Origin of the sequence: Collinsella aerofaciens, assembly GCF_015557435.1 — a bacterium.
GTDB lineage: Bacteria > Actinomycetota > Coriobacteriia > Coriobacteriales > Coriobacteriaceae > Collinsella > Collinsella aerofaciens_Z.
This window is the reverse complement of record NZ_JADNOH010000037.1, coordinates 1-19,334: the sequence shown is the minus strand read 5'-3', so window position 1 is coordinate 19,334 and position 19,334 is coordinate 1. Positions and strand designations below refer to the sequence as shown.

Below are 19,334 nucleotides of genomic sequence, written 5' to 3'. Positions count from 1 at the left end.
TCGCCTTCCCTAAAACGGGATATCCTCGTCGTACAGATCGGGCATGGCCTGCTGCTGCGGCGCGGGCTGCTGTGGCGCGTACGCCTGCTGAGTGGCCGGCTGCGGCGCGTAGGCGGGCTGCTGCGGCGCAGGTGCCGGGGCGGGGCGTCCCTGGCCGTACGTGCGGGCCTGCGGCGCTTGCGGGGCCGCCTGGGGCGCGTACTGCTGCGGCGCGTAGCCCTGCTGCTGTTGCTGGCTGCTCATGAACTCCAGCTCGTCCACCACGACCTCCAGCGCGCTGCGCTTCTGGCCGGTCTGCTGGTCGTTCCAGCTGCGGTAGCGCAGCTTGCCCTCGATGGCCACCTTGCTGCCTTTGGCGAGGTACTGCGCCAGCTTCTCGCCACGGGTGCCGAACAGCGTGCAGTCCACGAAGTTCGGGTAGTCCTCCCACTGCCCGGTCTGCTGGTTCTTGCGGCGGTCGTTGACGGCCACGCCCATGGACAGCACGGACATGCCGCCAGACGTGGAGCGCAGCACGGGGTCGCGGGTCAGGTTGCCGGATATGCATACGCGGTTGATGCTCATAGATACCCTCCTTGGGTTACGTCCCCGCTGTTCCAGATGCGGGTGATCTGCGCGTCTACCATGCGGATACGCAGCTTGATTACGTTGATGGCCTCCTGCGAGGCCTTATAGATGGCCTCGGAGCAGTCGCGGCGGCGCTTGGCCTCCGCTATCTGCTCCTGGCCCCGGCACACGTCGCCGATGATGGTGACGGGCGTGCCCTTCTGGCGCTCGTTCAGGATGGCGATGCGCAGGGCCTTGCGGTACTCGGCCTCGTTCTCGGCGTACTGGCAGCCGGACTCCTTGCAGGTCTTCAGCTCGGCCTCCAGCCTGTCGGTCAGCTCGTCCAGCTCCTCGGTGAGCGCCTGCATCTACTCGACCTGCCAGTCGGGGCGCGGGCAGCACGGGCTGTTGGCCACGAACTCCATGTACTGCGGCATGCTGGCGAACTGGTAGCGCGCCCCGCAGCTGCGGCAGTGGGCCGTGAAGGGGCCGTCTGCGGGCGGCTGCTTCTCCTCGGGCGCGGGCTGCTCCTCCATGGCGTCGGGGTCGCTCTGCCCGTCGATGGCGAACGCCCCGCACAGCGCGTACTTGCGGGCGTAGCTCGACGCCATGCCGGTCACCTGGGCGTCGTCGGAGCCCTTCTTGTGCTCGTCCTCGCGGGCGTAGGCGCTCACCTGCAGCAGGCCCTCGCCGCCCTCGGCGGGGAACACGCACGCCGTGGACTTCACGTAGTAGCGGTCGCCTATCTGCACCAGCTCGTCGGTCATGAAGAACGCCAGGCCCTCCTTGGCGCACGGCTCCTTCAGCGCGGCCACTATGTCCTCGTAGCTGCGGTAGCTGAACTTGCCGAAAGCGTTGTACTTGGCCTTGGGCACCACCACGGCGCGCTGCACGCGGGCAACGGCCGCCATGAGGTCGATGGGCTGCTGTTCCTGGGTCATGCTAGTAGCCTCCGTTCATTCGCTCGTAAACCTGGCCAACCGTGCCGTGCATGATGGTGCCCACGACGCCCTGCGCCTTGAGGGCCGCCGCGACGCCCTGCATCTGCTCGCGCGTGGCGCACGGCACCACGACCGTCCACGGGTCGCCCGCCTTGGCCACGGGTGCCGGTGCGGGCGGCGCTGGCGGCACCGGGGCGGGCATGGGCGCGGGCTGCGGCTCGGGCATCTGCTCAAGCGGCTGCGGGAACTCTGCGGGCTGGCATTCCGCGGGCTCGGGCACCGCTTCGGATTCGGGCTCTTCCACGGGTTCCGGCTCCATTGCCGCCTTCAGCTCGGCGATTCGCTGGCGCTCCTCGGCGGCCTTGTGCGCCGCCGTTATGGCCGCGCCCAGGTCCAGGGTGGCGAACAGCTCGCGCTCGGCCTCGTCGTAGAACGGCTCGCCCTGGAACTGCGCCTTGAGGGTTTCCCAGTCCTGGGCCAGGCGCTCTACCTTGGCCTCCAGGGCCTTGAATGCCTTCACCTCGCCGAAGGTCTTGTTGGTCCACTGCTTCTCGTGGAAACGCTCATAGGGCACGACGGGGGCCAGCAGCCCGGCGAACTCCTCGTAGTGCTCCTGCAGCTTCGCGTATGCGCGCGCCTGGCGCTCGGCCTCGGCATCGTCCAGCTGCGCCTTGATGCCGTCGGCCGCCTGCTTGGCGATGCCCGCCACGGCCTTGCACCTGTCCTCGAACGCAGCCAGGGGCTTCGTGTACTCGCGGCTCACTGCCTTGCGGCGCTCGTCTATCTCCTTGGCGATGCCGTTGAGGTAGGCGCGGTCGCGCTTGGCGGCCTTCACGTTCTCGTCCTTGCCCATGTCGTAGGTCGCGCCCTCGTAGTCGGCCACCAGCCTGCGCACGTGCGCCTCCAGGGCGTCGAAGTTGGCCTCGATCACGGCGGGGGAGTACGCCACGGTCAGCTCTGACGCCTCCTCGGGCTCGATGATCTCGGCCTCAACTGCTTCGCTCATTTACTCCTCGCTTCCCAGGCGCGCCATGCACGCCTCGTAGGTTTCCGTCTCGGCCGCGTTCGGCTCGTAGCCGTCGGCCTTCATGGCCTCGTAGATGATGGTCACGTTCTCGACCGTCGCTCGGTTGAGGTACACGGGGCTGCCGCCTTCCATGAGGCTCCAGGCCGTCCAGCCGCTCATGTTCCACGCCGCCCGCCAGCCCATGGCCACGGCCAGCTCGGTGGGCGTGCGGTCGATGGGTCGGCCCAGCAGCTCCTCGAACGATTCCACGGCCTCGGCCTCCATGGCGAACGCGGTCAGAGCCAGAGCCGTGCGGCGCATCGACTTGAGGTCGCCCGCGTGGGCGGCAAGCCACTCGCGGCGGGCCTTCGCGCCGTCCTCGTAGGCGGCCTGGAAGTCGGCCTTGCGCTGGGCTGCGGCCTGTGCGGCCTCGTCGGCCCCCTCGGCCACCGGCGCCAGCAGGGTCACGCCGAACGGCGTCTCCTCGGCCAGAAGCCCCGCGCCCGCGTTGTCGGCCACGTAGGCGTCCAGCGCCGCCAGGTCGGGGCGGTAGTCGGAAAACGTGCGGCATGCGGCGAAGCCCTCGGGGCATTCGTCGACGAACTCGACGCCCGCGTCGGCAAGCACCGCCACCACCTCGGCGCGGTTGCGCCTCTTCTCGGCCTCGGCCTTCAGGCTCGTGTACACGCGCTGCCATTCGGACTGCTTGCAGTCGCGCAGCTCGGCCACGGCCTCGTCGTCGCCCTCGAACTCGGCGATGGCGGCCAGGCGGTCGAGCGTCATGTCGTAGGCGGCGTCCTGCACCCTGCGGGTGGCGCGGCGCGCCTTGGCCACGGTGCCCGCGTCGGTGCGGGCGGCCACGGCCACCTCCTCGTCGGGAATGTCGAGCGCCAGCATGGTCTGCACGCCGCGCGACTTCTCCTCGGCGGTCAGCCCCAGCTTGGCGTCGGTCTCCACCATGGCCTTGGCGGCCTCCACGCGCGCCAGCTCGGCGTCGTCCAGGTCGTCGTAGACCTCGGCGAGGAAACGCTCGGTGCCGATGGCCCTCATGGCGCGCACGCGGCACTCGCCGTCGATGATCCAGTAGATGCCGCCCTCCTTGTACAGGATGGGCTTCATGACGGGCTGGCCGGGGTTGAGGCGGTTGGCCTTGAACTGCGCGGCCAGGCCCGCGATGTGCTCGGCGCTCTCCTTGGTGGTGAAGTCGCGCGGGTTCATCGGCTCGCCGTCGGCGCGCTCGTAGGGGTACACGTCGCAGATCGCGACCTCCTCTAGCGATTGCATGCGCGGGCCTCCTCGTCTACGACCACGCGGCACTCCATGCCCACCAGGCGGGCGCGGCACGCCACGCGGGCCACCTCGCCCATGAGCGCGATGCGCTTGGTGGGCACGGGGCCGTTCTTGATTTGCGCGGCCATGCAGGCGGCCCCCATGTTGAACGCCTGGCGCATGGCGGCGTCGAAGCCGCCGTCGCCCGGCTCGGGCACGGGGACGGCGCGCTCGATGCGCTTCAGGATGCTGTCCACCGTCTTGTCCGCGACGGTCTTGCTGATGATTTCCGTGAGCATTTTGGTCTCCTAACTGGGAAAACTAAAAGTGATAAAAACTTTTCAGGATTTCGGAACTTTTTTCTCTATGCGCTCCTTGCGCTTCTGCGCCGCCTTGACCCTGCGGTACAGGTAGCGGCACAGCCACCGCTCCATGGCCTCGTCGTGCGCCTCTGCTGCCTTGTCGGCGGCGTAGCGGCTCATGCCCGAGGTGTCCGGGGCCTGCGGCATGGGGTCGGCGCGGCTCTCTCGGCCGCACTCGGTGCGCTCGTAGGTGCGGCGCTCCTCTGCGGTCAGCCTCGGCAGCAGCTCGGCTATGCGGGCCTCTATGGCCTCAAGCTGCTGCTGGCGTCTGCACGGTTCGCAGATGCCGTCCTTGCCGAGGGTCGCCCTGCGGCACCCGCACGACGGGCACAGCTCCAGGCGGTGGCGGTAGCAGCGCAGGGACACGTGGCCGCCGCTGGCGTTGATCACGCGCCGCGCGTTATCCAACTGGTTCTTGGACAGCCGCAGCTCGCGGCGAATCTCGCGGGCGGGCACCTTTCCCGCCAGCTCGGCTATGCGGTCGAGGTCGGCCTTGCGCCACGCCCTGTGTGGCCTGCCCTTGTCTCGGCGGGTCACTCGTCGCTCACCTCCACGACCACGCGGGGGCGCGCCCTGTCGGTGAGCACCCTGTCGGGGCACTGCTCCACGTACTTGCGGGAGTCGTCCTTGATTACGCCCGCCGCCACCAGGCCGTCGAGCACGAACTTGCGCGCGAAGCCCACGTTGTCGGCGTCGCGGCGCATGTCGGGCTCGTAGAACGTGGTGCGCACGGTCACCCGGCGCTCGAAGCGCGGCGCGCGCTGCTGCATGGCCGCCGCCCTCACGCGCGCCGTCTCGCGCTTCTTCATGGCCGCCGCCTTGTAGCGGTTGGCGCGCTCGGCGCTGATGTAGTCGTTCAGGCTCGGCATTCGGCCCTCGACCGTGACGGTGCACCTCATTGCGCGCCCCTGTCGTAGATGCCCTGCGCCTCGGTTAGCGTGGAGGCGGCGAAAACGGCTGGGCCCACGATGGCCTCCCACGTGCCCACCAGGTCCACGGAGTCCACCGGCGTGCGGCGGAAGCTCACGGCGGCCAGCATGGAGGGGCGCTGCAGCACCATGTAGCGGGACAGCACGCTCCACAGGTTGTGGTCGCGCTTGAACTCGCTGGCCTCGCTCACGGTCATGCCGTTCTGGCACGCCAGGGTGTACACGTTGTCGCGCTGGATGACGTGGCCCTCCAGCATCAGGCGGTAGCAGATGCGGCGCAGCTTCGCCCATGTATCGGGGTTCGAGGCAACCCAGCCGCACGCCTTGGCCACGAGGGCCTGGGCCTTGGCGTCTACCTCGGCCATACCGTTGCCTCCAGCGCCCATGTGGCGGCGATGCACGCGCAGACGAACAGGGCGGCGAAAACGGCCTGCAGCCTCTCGCGGCGCTGCTCGGGTGTTACACTGGTCTCGGTTCGGAAGTGAACCGTTGCGGTGCGCGTCTTTCGCTTGCCGGCTGCGACGCGCACCCTCTTTCCCTTGATCTTTTCCATTCCTGGAACTTCCTCTCGTTCTCTGGGTCCTTGTAGAACTCGCGCATCATGGCGGCGCACTCGTCGCACATGGCGCGCTGTATCGGGGTCATTCGCCCGCGACGCCCGGCAGAAGCAGCGGGGCGTCCTCGTAGGCGACCTCACCGGTGTCCCTATCCACGAACATCACCTCCTGGTCGTCGTACACGTGGATGTTGAGCATCTGCCCCGTGAACTCCACCAGCTTGGGGATGAAGTCGCGGAACTTCGGGTCCAGCTCAAACTGCAGCACGCACTTGCCGCTCTTCACGTTGAGGGCGGTGAACCCCCCCGTACGGTCACCTCGTTCAGCATGGCCTACTCCTTCACGTCGTAGGCGCTGTCGCGCTCGATGCGCTTGAAGTCGGTGCTCCAGCCCTTGCCGTTCACGCTGAACTGCACGGAGCTGTAGACGTTGAACTGCATGCCGCCGAGCTCGAACCGGGTCGTGCTCGCCTCCAAAAGTTCGATGCCGCTCGTCTGGAAGCCCCACATGGCCGCGATGCGGCGCTTGAGGCTGACGTGCGTCTCCTCCATGCAGCCGTTCTCGGCCAGCTCGAAGTTGACGGCCACGCGCTTGCGGTCGTCGATGAGGTGGTCGAGCGTTTTGCCGATGATCTCATCGACGAACTCGGGCTGGTGGCTCTTGGTGGTCATGGGGTGTCTCCTTTTCTGATAGGTAAATCTAATTACAGTTTGAAGCGAAAAAAATTTCTTCGGGTTTGTAGCCCAAGAAGTCGGCGGCCTTTTTAGCCGTCTCGATGCGCATACGGTCGGGGTGGTCTTCATAAACATCGTATGTAGGTCCTGAAATGCCCAGATGTTCAGCCATTGCCTTCTTGGTTACGCCCTTGCTCATGCGCGCCTGCTTGAGTGACTTCATACTCCCTCCTTTCTGTCCATAACTGTAATTAATCTTCAGAACACGGTCAAGATTAATTTTGGTAAAATTGAAAATAAATTTAAGTCCTGGAAGGAGTTAAGATGCCGATATCCGACAACATAAAGAAGTTACGGCAGATTTTCGACGTTACCCAGGATGAACTGGGTGAGATTGCAGGTGTGACAGGTAACGCCGTTTCGCAGTGGGAAAATGGCCGCTCCGAACCCCGTATGGGAGCTATTGAGCGCATGGCGGCCTGCTATCAGATTAGTAAGTCACACCTTATAGAAGACGGCGGAATGGATCAGATTGACCCCGTGACCAAAAAGCCCAAGGGCAGCTCCTATATGCCCGCTGGTGCCATGCCCGTGGTGGCCAGCAGCGCCACCGTGCCGCTGCTCACGCTCGGGCGCGTGCACGCCGGCGCGCTCGCCGACGAGGAGGAGATAGCGCACCGCGTTGAGGTGCCCGCCTCGGTGTGCGCCGGGCATCCGCGCGCGTTCGCCCTGGAGGTCGAGGGCGACTGCATGAACCGCGTCATACCCGAGGGCAGCCACGTGCTGGTCGACCCCGACCGCCAGCCCGCCAACGGGTCCATCGCCGTGGTGGAGACCGAGGACTACCGCGCGGTCATGCGCCGCTGGTACAAGGGCAGCACCAAGCTGATGCTGTCGGCGGATAGCTTCGAGGACTACGAGGACATGATTTTCGGCATGGACGACGGACCCGTGCGCGTGATCGGCACGGTGGTGTGGTTCCAGGCCGCCGACGAGATGGAGTAGCCGTGGGCGGGCGCGCGGCGATATACGCCCGCTTCTCGAGCCACAACCAGCGCGGCGAGTCCATAGAGATACAGGTGGAGAAGTCCCGCGCCTACTGCGCCGAGAACGACCTGCGCGTGGTGGCCACGTACTGCGACTACGCGCAGACCGGCACCAACACCGACCGCGCGGAGTTCCAGCGCATGATGGCGGACGCCAGGCGCGGGCTGTTCGATTTCGTGGTCATCTGGAAGGTGACGCGCATCATGCGCAACCGCGACGAGATGGCCATGGCGCGCATCATGCTGCGCCGCTGCCGCGTCGAGATACTGTACGCGGGCGAGGACATCTCGGACGGCTCGGCGGGCGTGCTGCAGCTGGGCATGCTGGAGGTGCTGGCGGAGTACGAGAGCGCGCTCGACGGCGAGCGCATACGCGACGGCATACAGAAGAACGCCGAGCGGTGCATGGCCAACGGCTGCGTGCGCTACGGCTGGGACATAGCGGACGGGCGCTACGTGGTCAACGAGGAGGAGGCCGCCGCCATCCGCCTGGGCGTGCGCATGGTCTTGTCGGGCAAGTCGGTGGCCGACGTGGTGCGCGCCTGGGAGCCGTACCGCACCAAGCGCGGCGGCAAGTGGCGCTTCCAGACGGTGCGCCGCATACTGATGCGGCGGGAGAACGGCGGGGAGTACCACTACGCGGGCGTGGTCGTGCCCGGCGGCATGCCCGCCATCGTTCCCATGGATGACGAGGAGAGGGTGATACGGATGCTTGAGGACTCGCACAGGCCCCGCGCCAAGACCGAAGCGTGGGACTTCCCGCTCACGGGCAAGCTCTACGACGGGCGCGACGGCGGGCTGATGACCGGCACCAGCGGCACGGGCAAGTCGGGCAGGCCCTATCACTACTACCGCTGCCGCAGCTGCGGGCGCACCGTGCGCCGCGATGTCGTGGAGAAGCGCGTGGCCGACGCCGTGCGCGAGGCCCTGGGCAGCGCCGACAGCCGCGAGCGCATCGCTCGCATGCTGGCCGACGCCGAGGAGGAGCGCGCCGACGAGAAGCCCTTGAGCGAGACCATAAAGGGCGAGCTGGCCAAGATCGAGACGGCGTTCTCCAACATATGGGCGGCCATCGAGTCGGGCATCGCGCCGCCGGGCGGCAAGGAGCGCATAGACGCGCTGAAGCAGCGGCAGGCGCTCCTCAAGGACGAGCTGCGCACGGCCGAGGCCCTTGAGGCCGCCCGCCTTGACTACGACCGCGCGCTGTTCTGGCTTGAGGGCATGGCCGCCGCCGAGGTGGACGACGCGCAGCTCCTGCGCACGTTCGTGGCGCGCGTGGTGCTGGGCGGCCCCGACGATGACGACGGCCTGCGCGTGGCGTTCACGTTTGACGATTCTGCCGGCTTGGGCGATAATCCGTCGCTGCCTGGCGCTATAGGTCCAGGTGGCGAGGTGTTCGACCGAATGAACGCCAGCTCCACCAATAGTTACAAGCAGGTAGGTAAACGCACCTACCTGCTTTTTTATTACTTATCAGATACCGCGGAGAATCGAACTCTGTGCAGGGCGTGAGCGTTTTTAGCCCGCGGGCGAGGACGCCGGCAGGCGGCCGAAGCCGGCGCGTATTTGCGAAGCAAATACGCGGATTCTCCGCGCAAAGCCTCAACCAGATATAGATGCGATGCCGATCGGGTGTCTGGCCCCGGCCCCAACCCGTCAACGGAAGCCCCAGACCGCGGAGAATCGAACTCTGTGCAGGGCGCGAGCGTTAAGCAAACGCCGCGGCAACGCAGGGCGGGACGCGCTTTCCCAACTGTCGCCCAGCGGAAACTACGTCCCAGAATCCACGCTCAGAACGGGACGCGCTTTCCGCCCCGTTTCTCAACTCCAAAAACTAGTGCGCCCTCCATCGCAAAACTGGGTAGAAGAAGGCCAAAACGCAATGGCAGGAGGTCAACATGACTGCAGAAGATAAGGCGAAAAATGCCGGCAAGGTCGCGCTCGTTCTGGAGGGCGGCAGCTTCCGTGGGCAATTTACCGCAGGCGTGCTCGACGTCCTCATGGAGGCCGGTGTCGAGATCCCGGCGGTGTTCGGCGTATCGGCCGGCGCTCTCAACGGCGTGAACTACAAGTCGCACCAGATCGGCCGCGTTAACCGCATCAATCTGGCCTTCTGCAATGACAACCGCTATATGGGTGCCGCGTCGTTTGCATCCACGGGCTCTATCGTCGGCTACGACTTTATCTTCAACGACGTGCAGGACCGTCTAGATCCCTTCGATAACGAGACCTTCGACGCGAGTCCCATCGAAATGTATGCCGTCGCGACGGACATGCTGTTTGGCACCGCTGCCTACCTGCCCGTCAAAAACGCCATGCTCGATATCGACTGCGTACGCGCCTCAACCTCGTTGCCGCTGGTGACGCCGCCGGTCGAGATCGACGGTCACAAGTACGTCGATGGCGGCGTGGCAGATTCGGTGCCCGTGGAGCACGTGCTGGAGGAGGCCGGATACGATCGCGCGATTGTCGTGCTCACGCAGGACCGCTCGTACGAAAAGGGGCCCTACGAGTTTATGCCGGCCGCGCGTGCGCGCTATGGCGACTACCCCTATCTGCTCGAGGCCATCGAGGCGCGCCACGACCGCTACAACGTCCAGCGCATGCACCTGTGGAAGTATGAGCGCGAGGATCGTGCGCTAATCGTGGCTCCGCAAAAGCCGGTCGAGGTCGGCCATGTGGAGCATGACACGGCCAAGCTGCTCGACCTGTATATCCAGGGCCGCCGGGAGGCAAAGCGCCTGCTCGCGGAAATTCAGGAGTTCGTCGAGCGCTAAGGTGGTCGACCCGCAAAAAGCGATAACAGATAGGGGCCTAGAGGGCCATTTGCTCGTCGAGGGATCTCTAGGCCCCGTCCCGTGAAAACACCGGGCGTGGACGACATGTGCAGAAACTCTGGTCGGAGCCAAAATACCTGTTGACTCGGGCGGCGAGCGGGGTAATATGGACGGGTTACTTGCAGAGCCCCGTGAATCTCTGTAACAACACGTACTGTACATGGAGGAGTCTAAGTGATTTCGAAATCGACTCACTACGCCAAGCAGGGCGAGGTCCAGCGCAACTGGGTTCTCGTCGACGCCGATGGTGCTGTCCTGGGCCGTCTTGCCACCCAGATCGCAATGATCCTGCGCGGTAAGAACAAGCCCCAGTTCACGCCCAACAGCGACTGCGGCGACTTCGTTGTCGTCATCAACGCCGATAAGGTCCAGCTTACCGGTAACAAGGCCGACACGAAGACCTATTATCGCCACAGCGGCTACAACGGCGGCCTCAAGGCTGAGAGCTTCCGCCAGGCTATGGAGAAGCACCCGGAGAAGGTCATCGAGCGCGCCGTTCGCGGCATGCTGCCCAAGACCACCCTCGGCCGTGCCCAGATGACCAAGCTTAAGGTCTACGCTGGTGCCGAGCATCCGCACGCTGCCCAGAACCCCACGAAGATTGAGCTGGAGGCTTAAAGATGGCTGAGAACACCGTTGTCTACCAGGGTACCGGCCGTCGTAAGAACGCCGTCGCCCGCGTCCGTCTCGTCCCCGGCACCGGCAAGGTGACTGTCAACAAGCGTGACGCCGAGCAGTATTTCGGCCGTCATCAGCTCGTTGAGAACGCCCTTGCTCCCTTCAAGGTGACCGACACCGCCGGTCAGTTCGACGTTATCGCTCTGTGCGATGGCGGCGGCATCTCCGGTCAGTCCGGCGCTCTGCGCCTGGGCATCGCTCGCGCTCTCCTGAACGCTGGCGACTACCGTGCTGACCTCAAGAAGGCCGGTTTCCTTACGCGCGATGCTCGCGTGGTCGAGCGCAAGAAGTACGGCCTCAAGAAGGCCCGCCGCGCTCCCCAGTTCTCCAAGCGCTAAGGTTTTATCTCCTTACGAGATACAATGTACAAGCGGGGCCTGCCGATTCCTCGGCGGGTCCCGCTTTTCTTTTTCGACTAGGGTGGGCGGTTGCATATCGCCCGCTAGGGAAGGAGCAATCCTATGCCCCAGAACATCTTCGGTACCGACGGCGTTCGTGGCGTCGCCAATGCCGACCTCTCGTGCGACCTCGCGTTTCGCCTGGGCCGCGCGGCGACCAAGTTCCTTGGTCCGGATATCTGCGTCGGCCGCGACACGCGCCTTTCGGGCACCATGCTCGAGAGTGCTCTGACCGCCGGCATCATGGCCGAGGGCGGCCGTCCACACTGCTGCGGCGTTATCCCTACGCCGGCCGTGGCGCTGCTCACCGTTCAGAACGAGCTCGACGGCGGCATCGTCATTTCCGCTTCGCACAATCCGCCGGAGTTCAACGGCATCAAGTTCTTTAGCCGCAAGGGCATGAAGCTTCCCGACGCCGTCGAGGAGGAGATCAGCGCATGGGTCATGTCCGAGGAGGCCATGGCTGCCGACACGCTGCCGACTGGCGCCGGTGTGGGCCACATCATCAAGATGAAGGATGCTCGCAAGGCATACGTCGACCACGCTATCGATACGCTCGACGGCCTGAGGCTCGACGGCCTGGTTGTTGCCGTCGACTGCGGTCACGGCGCCTCTTGCCAGACCACGCCCGCCGCATTGCAGCGCCTGGGCGCCACGGTCCATGCCATCAACACCGACTACTGCGGCACCGACATCAACGTCGAGTGCGGCTCCACCCATCTTGAGCCCCTGCGCGAGCTCGTCCTGCGCACCCACGCCGACATTGGCCTGGCCCACGATGGCGATGCCGACCGCGTGCTCTTCGTCGACAGCGAGGGCAACGAGATCGACGGTGACTACATCCTGGCCATCTGTGGCTCCGACCTCGCCGCTCGTGGCAAGCTCGCCAACTCCGAGATTGTCTCGACCGTCATGTGCAATCTGGGCTTCTCCATCGCTATGAAGGAGCAGGGCTTCGAGATGGTCCAGACCGCCGTGGGCGACCGCTACGTTCTGGAGCGCATGCTCGCAGACGGCGCCGTCATCGGCGGCGAGCAGTCCGGCCATATCATCTTCCTGGAGCACAACACCACCGGCGACGGCCTGGTGACGGCCCTGCAGCTGCTGGCCGTGCTCAAGCGCACTGGTCGCACCCTCACCGATCTTGCCGGCATCATGAAGAAGTATCCGCAGGTGCTCGTCAACGTGCATTCCGACAACAAGGCCGGCCTGGACGACTGCCGGCCCATCTGGGATGCCGTCGCTGCCGCCGAGAAGGAGCTTGACGGCCGCGGCCGCATTCTGGTGCGCCCGAGTGGCACTGAGCCGCTGGTCCGCGTTATGGCCGAGGCCGAAACGCATGAGCTGACCCAGCGTGTTGTCGACGACATCGTTGAGGTTGTCAAGCGCGAACTTCCCTAATGGTCAAAAACGGTTGCCAAGTGGTAAACTGGTAAAGTTCATTTGGTTGATTGGTATGTCCGAGGGGGAGCATGTTCACTAAAGTCCTAAGGTCTTTTGGTATGCGTGGTCGAGTCCTTACGCTGGATGCTCCCATCTCGGGCGACGTTATTCCACTGTCCGAGGTCAATGACCAAACGTTTGCCACCGGTCTTTTGGGCCAGGGCGTGGCGATTCAGCCCACCGGAACGCGTGTGATCGCACCGGCCGATGCCAAGGTCGAGGCTATTTTTCCCACGGGACACGCTGTTGCGCTTAACACGGTCGATGGCCTGGATGTGCTTATCCACGTTGGACTCGATACCGTTCAGCTCGAGGGCAAGCACTTTACCGTGCATGCGCAGGTGGGCGATATTGTCCATAAGGGTGACGTGCTCATCGAGTTCGATCGCGAAGCAATCGCTGCCGAGGGCTACGATGTGACGGTTCCTATCTTGGTGTGCAACTCTGTTGAGTTCTCGAGCATCAAGGGCTCCGTTGGCGAGCATGTCGAGGAGATGGACCAACTCATCGTCGCTCGCGAGCGCTAGGAGCGCGCTTGGCCTTTAGCCTACAATTCAAACACGTTTACGGAGGGCGCCCTTGAAAGAGGGCGCCCTCCGTGGCAAGATGGGATTTGTCCGAAGCTAAAGGGCTTCGGGTCACCGTGGACGGGCAGGGGCCTCGACGCGGCTAGACACGAGACACATACATTACGCGACCTCGCCCTGGTGGCCGCACACGTTGGTTGCGGCCGACGCGGGCCGCGGGCAAGCGCTTGTAAGGGGAGCCTTGCCTCTCTTGTACGAGAAAGGACGCGTAATGAAGATCATTAAAGCTAAAGACTACGAGGATATGAGCCGTAAGGCCGCCAATATCATCTCGGCGCAGGTCATCCTCAAGCCCGATTGCGTGCTGGGCCTTGCCACCGGCTCCACCCCGATTGGCGCCTACAAGCAGCTTGCCGCTTGGTATGAGAAGGGCGACGTCGACTTTGCCGAGGTCAGCACCTATAACCTGGACGAGTATCGTGGCCTTTCGCATGACGATCCCCAGAGCTATCACTATTTTATGCGTGAGAACTTCTTCGATCACATCAACATCGACCTGAACAACACGCATGTGCCCGACGGTTCTAACCCCGACGCCGCCGCTGCCTGCTCCGAGTACGACAAGATCGTCGCTGCCGCCGGTTACCCGGATCTGCAGCTGCTCGGCATTGGCAACAACGGTCACATCGGCTTCAACGAGCCCGATGACCACTTCTCCAAGGGTACGCACTGCGTCGACCTTACCGAGAGCACCATTCAGGCCAACAGCCGTCTGTTCGACAGCATCGACGACGTGCCCCGTCAGGCCTACACCATGGGTACCCAGACCATCATGTATGCCCGCATGATCCTGGTCGTCGCCAACGGCGAGGCCAAGGCCCAGGCCGTGCATGACATGTGCTATGGTCCGGTTACGCCCGAGTGCCCGGCCTCGATCCTGCAGCTGCACACCAACTGCGTCGTGGTCGCCGACGAGGCAGCCCTTTCGCTCTGCGAGTAGCGCGCGCCCGTCATCTCGACATAGCTTTGCCGAAGGCCTCCGCTTTGCGGGGGCCTTTTGCTGTCCTTGTCGTATGCTTGACCAAAATCTTGCCGCAAGCCTTGACGGATGACGGATACCCAACAGCTTGATTCATTCCATACCAGATTCTATGCAAAAATGCCACTAAAAGGTCGCAGACGGTAGCGGGTGCTAGGCGAGTTGAATGACATGGGTGAACCATGCTCATATGAGTTACACTGCCACTGGGATGGGACAAGCCGACAAGTACATTTACCTGCTCAAAGACCGATTAGTCGGGGGATTAATAACAATCGGCCCTCGCTGTACTAAAACTTGCCGCTTGCGTACCGATAGACAACTTAAAACACAAGGCCGCCCTATTCATGGTGCGGCTTGTATGGTCTTGCGGTTACGGTGTCCATACGGTCGAGTAGAGGAGCAGGCATGGTAAACGATTTGGATAGTATAGACGACCTCGAACTGATGCCGCTGGGCGGAGGCTATATGGTGCGACGCGAGCGTCTGCTGAATGAGCTTATCGCCAAGGGCCGAAAGGCCGGCATCGTGGTTCTCTACGCGCCTGATGGCTTTGGGAAAACCTCGGTGCTGCTGCAGTACACCCAAGAGGTAAAAAGCGATCCGACGCGAGGCCCCGTTCGGATTATCGAGGCGGATCGAGCCATTGGGCGCGAGGTGTTTATGCAGCTCGAGGTGGTAACCGAAGAGCTCAAAGACAAGCCGCATTCCCTTGTCGCGATTGATAATGTGCCAAATCTCGATCAGCATGATACCGAAGACCTCATTGACAGGATTCGCGGCCTGCGCGCTATGGGGGTAGGGGTCTTTATCTCCTGCCGTCCTTCAAATCGTCAGCTGATTCATGGGCTGGGTGACTCGGTTAAGATCAATGCGCAAATGCTCAAGGTGCATGCCTATGAGTATTCGGCGTGGGCATCGGCGTTTTCGATTAGCACATCGCTTGACTTTTACCAGCTCACACAGGGTGTGCCCGAGCTTGTTTCGGCTTTGCAGACGGGTCTGTACGGCCAGGGCGATGTTGCCGGTCTGCTCGAAAACGAGATTGTCAACGTGTATGGTGCGGCACTTGTCGATCTTGCTTCGCTCGATAATAATGCGCTGTTCTGCGTCGCCTGCCTCATGATCTTGATGGGCGAGGGCAATATTGCAGAACTCGAGGCTTGCGGGGTGAGGCTGTCGATGATCGACCAGTCTTACCTTGTACGCGATTACCCGATCTTTGGTTTAGATCCCGCCGACCGGAGCTTTACGTGCCTGGGCGCCGAGGACAACGGACGTCTGCGTCTGCGTAAGTTGGTGGCCGAGATCCGTCCCGAGCTTGTTCCGCGGGCAGCTCGAATTTTGCTCAAGGCAGGTCGATGTGATGCGGCGATGGACCTAGCCGACGCCTTTTTGGACCGTAGCGTGGTCCTTGAACTTGCCGGGCAGTATGGGGTCGATCTTGCTCTGACGGGGCACGGTGCCGATGTCTGCCGGGCGGCGTTGAGCACGATCGATGCCGACGATCCCGCCCCAGAGCCAACGCCTGCCGAGGCGCTCGGTGTATATTTGGCGGCAGTCAGCGTGTCCAACACAAAGCTCGCCCGCTGTATGGCATCGCTCATTGAGCATGCGGGCGATCAGGCAGCCTGTGAAATAGATCCCGTTTCGTGGAAGGTCGCCCAGGCCCTTACGGCAGTTTGCTATGGGGACAACGGGCTTGGGCTTCCCATGAACCTTGCTGTGCCGGAAATCGAGACGGAACACACGGCGCTCGACATGCTCTTTGCGCATATCGGGGTCAAGCACTGGTTGGCCGAGCGGGGAGATGGCGGTGGTGCTCTGCAGCAGCTCAAAACGCGCAAGGCCTATGACTGCGAGCTCGATATCGCGGGGACTTTTATACGGGCCGATAGCATGCTGGTGGAGCTCTTCGATGGGTCGTTTGCGGGGATCGACGAGCGCGACGACGAGATGGCGCTGGTGCGGGACGCGCTCGATGTGCGCGGACTTAAGGCGCCGGCTATCTGGGTACGCATGGTGCTGGCGGCACGGCGGCTCCTTTCCGGCTTGCCGGTAACCGACGATGCGGCGTTCAACGAGCTCGATCGTTTTGCCGTGCGCATGCGCGATAACCAGATTCAGCTGTTTGGCCTGTTGCTAGAAGGCTGGCAATCGTTGGCGGAAGGACGGCCGGTCAATGCGAAGTTCCGCGCGGTTCAGGTACTCAAACTGGCTGAGGAGCCAATTGCGTACATGCGCGACAACGCGTTGCTGCTGGAGCGTGCGGCGTATCTGCGTAACACCTCGATGGTTTCGGTGCGCGAGGAGGCGGAGCTGCTCGATATAAGTCAGACGCAGGTTGGCGGTGCGGAGGCTTGGATGGTAGCGCTGCACTTGGCCTGTGCAGGGCGAGACAGCGATCTTGCGGCTTGGATGTCCATGAACCGCGCAGGGATTTTGGACCCATCGTATCGGCTCTTTGCGCGCCTTGCCATGCATTGTCTGGGCGAGCCGGCGGCCAGAATCCGCAAGAAACTCCCGGTGCGCGAACTATCGCGGTATTCGCTGCGTGACGATCTGGAAGGGGAGGGTGAGCGCCTGTTTCAGGCTGGCGAGGTCGAAGCCGTCGATACTGTCGACCATATCGAGATTCGCATGTTTGGGGCGTTTCGCGCCGAGCGCGACGGGTTTCCCATCACGGACAAGATGTGGCGCCGCAAGAAAGCGGCAACGCTCGCCGAACGGCTTGCGCTGGGCATGGATGCGCTGGTCGACCGCGAGACGCTGGCCATGGAGCTATGGCCCCACGCAGAGTTCAATAGCGCCCGTAACAACCTGTATTCGACGATATCACGCCTGCGCTCGGCCTTGGGGCCGACGCCGGACGGCAAATCGTGTGTGCTGATCCAAAATGAGTGCATTGGGCTTAACGGTGACTATGTTAAGACTGATGTGAGGCTATTCGATCAGATTAGTCGTGAGGTGTTGGGAAATCGCACGGGTGCGCGCGGACCCCATCTGGTCGAGCTGTGCCTCAAGATCGAGCAGCTCTACGCCGGTCCGTTGTATGTTCCCAATGGCTGCAATCCCACCTACTTTTTGCGCATGCGGCGCATTATGGAATCGAAGTATATCGACTGCATGATTCGGGGAGCGAATGCCGCCCTAGAAGAAAACGACCTGCAGTCGGCGGTATGGCTGGTGGAGTCGGGGCTGCGCCAAGAGACAGCGCGCGAGGACATGGTGCGTTGCGCTATGCGCGTCTACGGCGCGGCGGGGCGGCGGCGCGATATTGTCGAGCTGTACAGCGGGCATATGCACCACCTGAGGGAGCAGGTCAATGGCGTGCCCGAGCCCGAAACGCGGCGTCTGTACGAGCGCTTGGTGGAGGGTAGGCTTAACCGCGTGCTGGTCGAGCGATAAAAAACGGGCGTCCGAATTGCTCGGACGCCCGCAGGCTTGCTGTATGCTGGCTTGCCGGATCGTTGGCTCTTAGACGAGCTTGATCTTTTCGATGTCCTTGCGCGAGGACTCGCGATACAGCGAGAACTTGCGGCCGATGACCTGGACGACCTCGGCGTGGCAGCGCTCGGCGAGCTCCTCGGCGGCCTCGCGGGCGGAAAGGCTGGAGCCGTCGAGCACGGAGCACTTAACGAGCTCATGCTTCTCCAGGTAGGCGACCGTCTGCTCGACGGTGCCCTCGTTGACGTCGGACTTGCCGATGATGATGGCGGGGTTGAGGTGATGGGCCATGCTGCGAAGCTGCTTGACCTGTGCTCCTGTCAGTGCCATGGGTTCTCGCTTTCTATGTATGGGCGCCCCGCGATGGGGCCTTAATCTACGTGAGCTGTCCCACGATAGCGCAGGAACGGCGTGGTGTGGAGCGCGTTTGCCCAGTTCAAAAAGAATGCGGATGCCGGGTGAGTGGCCGGTGCGGGCTGCGAGCAGTTTATAGATGGGCTACGGACGACTCGCGGAGACCGGCTCCCAGGCAATAAACGCCCAGCGAACCTTGCGGATATGATCGAGCATGAAGCGTCCCTGCGGCGCACCCTTGGAGCCTGGCTCGCCGGCATGGGGGTTCTCAATCATGTGTTGGGCAATGTAATCGCGCAGGCGGTCGACCTTATCCTCGTTGCCATGCTCGAGCATGCGGGAAAAGTCCGCCACACCCGCCTCGAGGCTATCGAAAGTGTCGCGACGAGGCGATTCAAAGTACGAAACCTGCGGCAGGGCACCCATCTGAATGAGGATATTAAAGGCATACACAAAGCCATTGCTGCAGGTAAACGAGGCGCCGATGGCATTCATCAGATGCAGATCGTAGCGCGGGCTGGAATTGGCGACCATCGTGACAGCACAACGCCGGCGAGCCGTACGATCGAGTTTGGCAAGCGCACCTTTCAGATTGGTCGTAGTAACCGAGCGGCTGGCAAAGGCAACATCTACCGCTTTTGCGACCGGTCCAACCAAATCCCAGTCATCATCCCAAGCAAGCTCAAGCGGTGCAATGCGACCCTCGAGCCCATAGTATTCAATGCCAGCATCAAGCGTGCCCAACATAGCAGGGGAAAAGTCGGCAGCAATCACAGGATGCCCGGCCTGCGCAAGCGGAATAGCAATCGAACCAGCCCCACACCCCATATCAAGCACCGACTCACCAGGCCGGAGCGCCAACAGCTCCATAAAATCCCGGGCATAAGGGGCAGTCTCCAGCGGCCGAAAATGCCGAGCTCTTTTATCCCACTCAAAAGAGTCATCAGCCCGATGCCGAGCAGCCTGCAAACGCATCCATTCATCATTCCAATCCACAGAAAGCAGCTCAGAACGAATTACCCCATCAGCCACGGGCCATCCCCCTCACAACAAAAAAGCGGCCCCTCCCAAAAGAAGAACCGCAACCAGCATATATCAGAAAAAGAACCGTTCCAACGCCAAACCGCCATACCAACCAAGTGGTGCAGGAGCGAAGCAACTGCAATCGGGATAGAACCCAACCGAGGTCCCGTTGTGCGGGAGCCCCGGGGAGGACAAATATATAAGGTCGATCGCGAGTTCCGCACGAGCCGGAGAGCACTTAATGTGCTCTCCGTGCGA

At 63.0% G+C, this 19,334-nt stretch carries 24 protein-coding genes and 1 pseudogene; 10 read left to right on the top strand and 15 right to left on the bottom strand.

Annotation, left to right across the window (positions count from 1 at the left end; all coding sequences use genetic code 11):
- Nucleotides 1-9 precede the first annotated feature (9 nt).
- The 13 genes from I2G43_RS02790 to I2G43_RS02730 form a co-directional block, all read right to left on the bottom strand.
- Nucleotides 10-564: a single-stranded DNA-binding protein gene (locus I2G43_RS02790; RefSeq protein WP_195534994.1), complete on the bottom strand. Its 555-nt coding sequence runs from the start codon at nt 562-564 to the stop codon at nt 10-12.
- The gene (locus I2G43_RS02785) at nt 561-914 is read right to left on the bottom strand and encodes a hypothetical protein (protein ID WP_117637860.1); all 354 of its coding nucleotides are present in this window, start codon (nt 912-914) and stop codon (nt 561-563) included. The genes I2G43_RS02790 and I2G43_RS02785 overlap by 4 nt, the downstream gene beginning before the upstream one ends.
- The gene (locus I2G43_RS02780; protein WP_229071509.1) at nt 915-1,487 is read right to left on the bottom strand and encodes an ERF family protein; all 573 of its coding nucleotides are present in this window, start codon (nt 1,485-1,487) and stop codon (nt 915-917) included.
- A 1-nt stretch (nt 1,488) separates the two neighbouring features.
- Nucleotides 1,489-2,493 (bottom strand): DUF1351 domain-containing protein, encoded by a 1,005-nt coding sequence (locus tag I2G43_RS02775; protein WP_195534993.1) that lies wholly within the window; start codon nt 2,491-2,493, stop codon nt 1,489-1,491.
- A complete protein-coding gene (locus I2G43_RS02770; protein ID WP_195534992.1) occupies nt 2,494-3,777 on the bottom strand; it encodes a ParB/Srx family N-terminal domain-containing protein in 1,284 nt (427 codons plus the stop codon).
- The gene (locus I2G43_RS02765; protein ID WP_117765307.1) at nt 3,765-4,061 is read right to left on the bottom strand and encodes a hypothetical protein; all 297 of its coding nucleotides are present in this window, start codon (nt 4,059-4,061) and stop codon (nt 3,765-3,767) included. The genes I2G43_RS02770 and I2G43_RS02765 overlap by 13 nt, the downstream gene beginning before the upstream one ends.
- 42 nt (nt 4,062-4,103) lie before the next feature.
- Entirely contained in the window at nt 4,104-4,532 is a 429-nt protein-coding gene (locus I2G43_RS02760) for a hypothetical protein (protein WP_195534991.1), read from the bottom strand.
- A gap of 125 nt (nt 4,533-4,657) precedes the next feature.
- A complete protein-coding gene (locus I2G43_RS02755) occupies nt 4,658-5,023 on the bottom strand; it encodes a RusA family crossover junction endodeoxyribonuclease (protein ID WP_158551309.1) in 366 nt (121 codons plus the stop codon).
- On the bottom strand, nt 5,020-5,418 hold the full coding sequence (locus tag I2G43_RS02750; RefSeq protein ID WP_158551308.1) for a hypothetical protein: 399 nt from the start codon (nt 5,416-5,418) through the stop codon (nt 5,020-5,022). The genes I2G43_RS02755 and I2G43_RS02750 overlap by 4 nt, the downstream gene beginning before the upstream one ends.
- Entirely contained in the window at nt 5,406-5,606 is a 201-nt protein-coding gene (locus I2G43_RS02745; protein WP_117637854.1) for a hypothetical protein, read from the bottom strand. Before I2G43_RS02745 ends, I2G43_RS02750 begins: the two co-directional genes overlap by 13 nt.
- Before the next feature lie 88 nt (nt 5,607-5,694).
- Nucleotides 5,695-5,895 carry a hypothetical protein gene (locus I2G43_RS02740; RefSeq protein WP_117637853.1) on the bottom strand — a complete coding sequence of 67 codons (201 nt, stop codon included), beginning with the start codon at nt 5,893-5,895 and terminating at the stop codon, nt 5,695-5,697.
- 47 nt (nt 5,896-5,942) lie between these two features.
- Nucleotides 5,943-6,281, bottom strand: coding sequence for a hypothetical protein (locus I2G43_RS02735; protein ID WP_195534990.1), 339 nt, complete (start codon nt 6,279-6,281; stop codon nt 5,943-5,945).
- A 28-nt stretch (nt 6,282-6,309) separates the two neighbouring features.
- Nucleotides 6,310-6,507: a helix-turn-helix domain-containing protein gene (locus I2G43_RS02730; RefSeq protein ID WP_117637851.1), complete on the bottom strand. Its 198-nt coding sequence runs from the start codon at nt 6,505-6,507 to the stop codon at nt 6,310-6,312.
- Between the two features lie 101 nt (nt 6,508-6,608).
- On the opposite strand from I2G43_RS02730, the pseudogene I2G43_RS10460 reads away from it, so the two are divergent.
- The 10 genes and pseudogenes from I2G43_RS10460 to I2G43_RS02685 all read left to right on the top strand — a co-directional run.
- Nucleotides 6,609-6,770 (top strand): annotated as a pseudogene (locus tag I2G43_RS10460) (helix-turn-helix domain-containing protein); the annotation flags it as partial.
- A gap of 36 nt (nt 6,771-6,806) precedes the next feature.
- Complete coding sequence (locus I2G43_RS02725; protein WP_229071520.1) at nt 6,807-7,289, top strand: LexA family protein; 483 nt, start codon at nt 6,807-6,809, stop codon at nt 7,287-7,289.
- Between the two features lie 2 nt (nt 7,290-7,291).
- Nucleotides 7,292-8,842 carry a recombinase family protein gene (locus tag I2G43_RS02720; RefSeq protein ID WP_195534988.1) on the top strand — a complete coding sequence of 517 codons (1,551 nt, stop codon included), beginning with the start codon at nt 7,292-7,294 and terminating at the stop codon, nt 8,840-8,842.
- A gap of 386 nt (nt 8,843-9,228) precedes the next feature.
- Nucleotides 9,229-10,107, top strand: a complete 879-nt coding sequence (locus I2G43_RS02715) for a patatin-like phospholipase family protein (RefSeq protein ID WP_195534987.1) — start codon at nt 9,229-9,231, stop codon at nt 10,105-10,107.
- Between the two features lie 234 nt (nt 10,108-10,341).
- Entirely contained in the window at nt 10,342-10,785 is a 444-nt protein-coding gene (gene rplM / locus I2G43_RS02710; protein WP_022094635.1) for a 50S ribosomal protein L13, read from the top strand.
- Between the two features lie 2 nt (nt 10,786-10,787).
- Entirely contained in the window at nt 10,788-11,183 is a 396-nt protein-coding gene (rpsI, locus tag I2G43_RS02705; protein WP_195534986.1) for a 30S ribosomal protein S9, read from the top strand.
- A 123-nt stretch (nt 11,184-11,306) separates the two neighbouring features.
- Nucleotides 11,307-12,644, top strand: a complete 1,338-nt coding sequence (glmM, locus tag I2G43_RS02700) for a phosphoglucosamine mutase (protein WP_195534985.1) — start codon at nt 11,307-11,309, stop codon at nt 12,642-12,644.
- Between the two features lie 71 nt (nt 12,645-12,715).
- Nucleotides 12,716-13,213 carry a PTS sugar transporter subunit IIA gene (locus I2G43_RS02695; protein WP_035136902.1) on the top strand — a complete coding sequence of 166 codons (498 nt, stop codon included), beginning with the start codon at nt 12,716-12,718 and terminating at the stop codon, nt 13,211-13,213.
- Nucleotides 13,214-13,484: 271 nt separating this feature from the next.
- Nucleotides 13,485-14,213: a glucosamine-6-phosphate deaminase gene (gene nagB / locus I2G43_RS02690; RefSeq protein WP_117583336.1), complete on the top strand. Its 729-nt coding sequence runs from the start codon at nt 13,485-13,487 to the stop codon at nt 14,211-14,213.
- A gap of 447 nt (nt 14,214-14,660) precedes the next feature.
- Nucleotides 14,661-17,660, top strand: a complete 3,000-nt coding sequence (locus I2G43_RS02685) for an AfsR/SARP family transcriptional regulator (RefSeq protein WP_195534984.1) — start codon at nt 14,661-14,663, stop codon at nt 17,658-17,660.
- A gap of 69 nt (nt 17,661-17,729) precedes the next feature.
- Here the strand turns inward: I2G43_RS02685 and I2G43_RS02680 are convergent, their stop codons facing one another.
- Both I2G43_RS02680 and I2G43_RS02675 read right to left on the bottom strand, forming a co-directional pair.
- On the bottom strand, nt 17,730-18,029 hold the full coding sequence (locus tag I2G43_RS02680; protein WP_006234690.1) for a YhbY family RNA-binding protein: 300 nt from the start codon (nt 18,027-18,029) through the stop codon (nt 17,730-17,732).
- A gap of 168 nt (nt 18,030-18,197) precedes the next feature.
- On the bottom strand, nt 18,198-19,085 hold the full coding sequence (locus tag I2G43_RS02675) for a methyltransferase domain-containing protein (RefSeq protein ID WP_324249485.1): 888 nt from the start codon (nt 19,083-19,085) through the stop codon (nt 18,198-18,200).
- Nucleotides 19,086-19,334 lie beyond the last annotated feature (249 nt).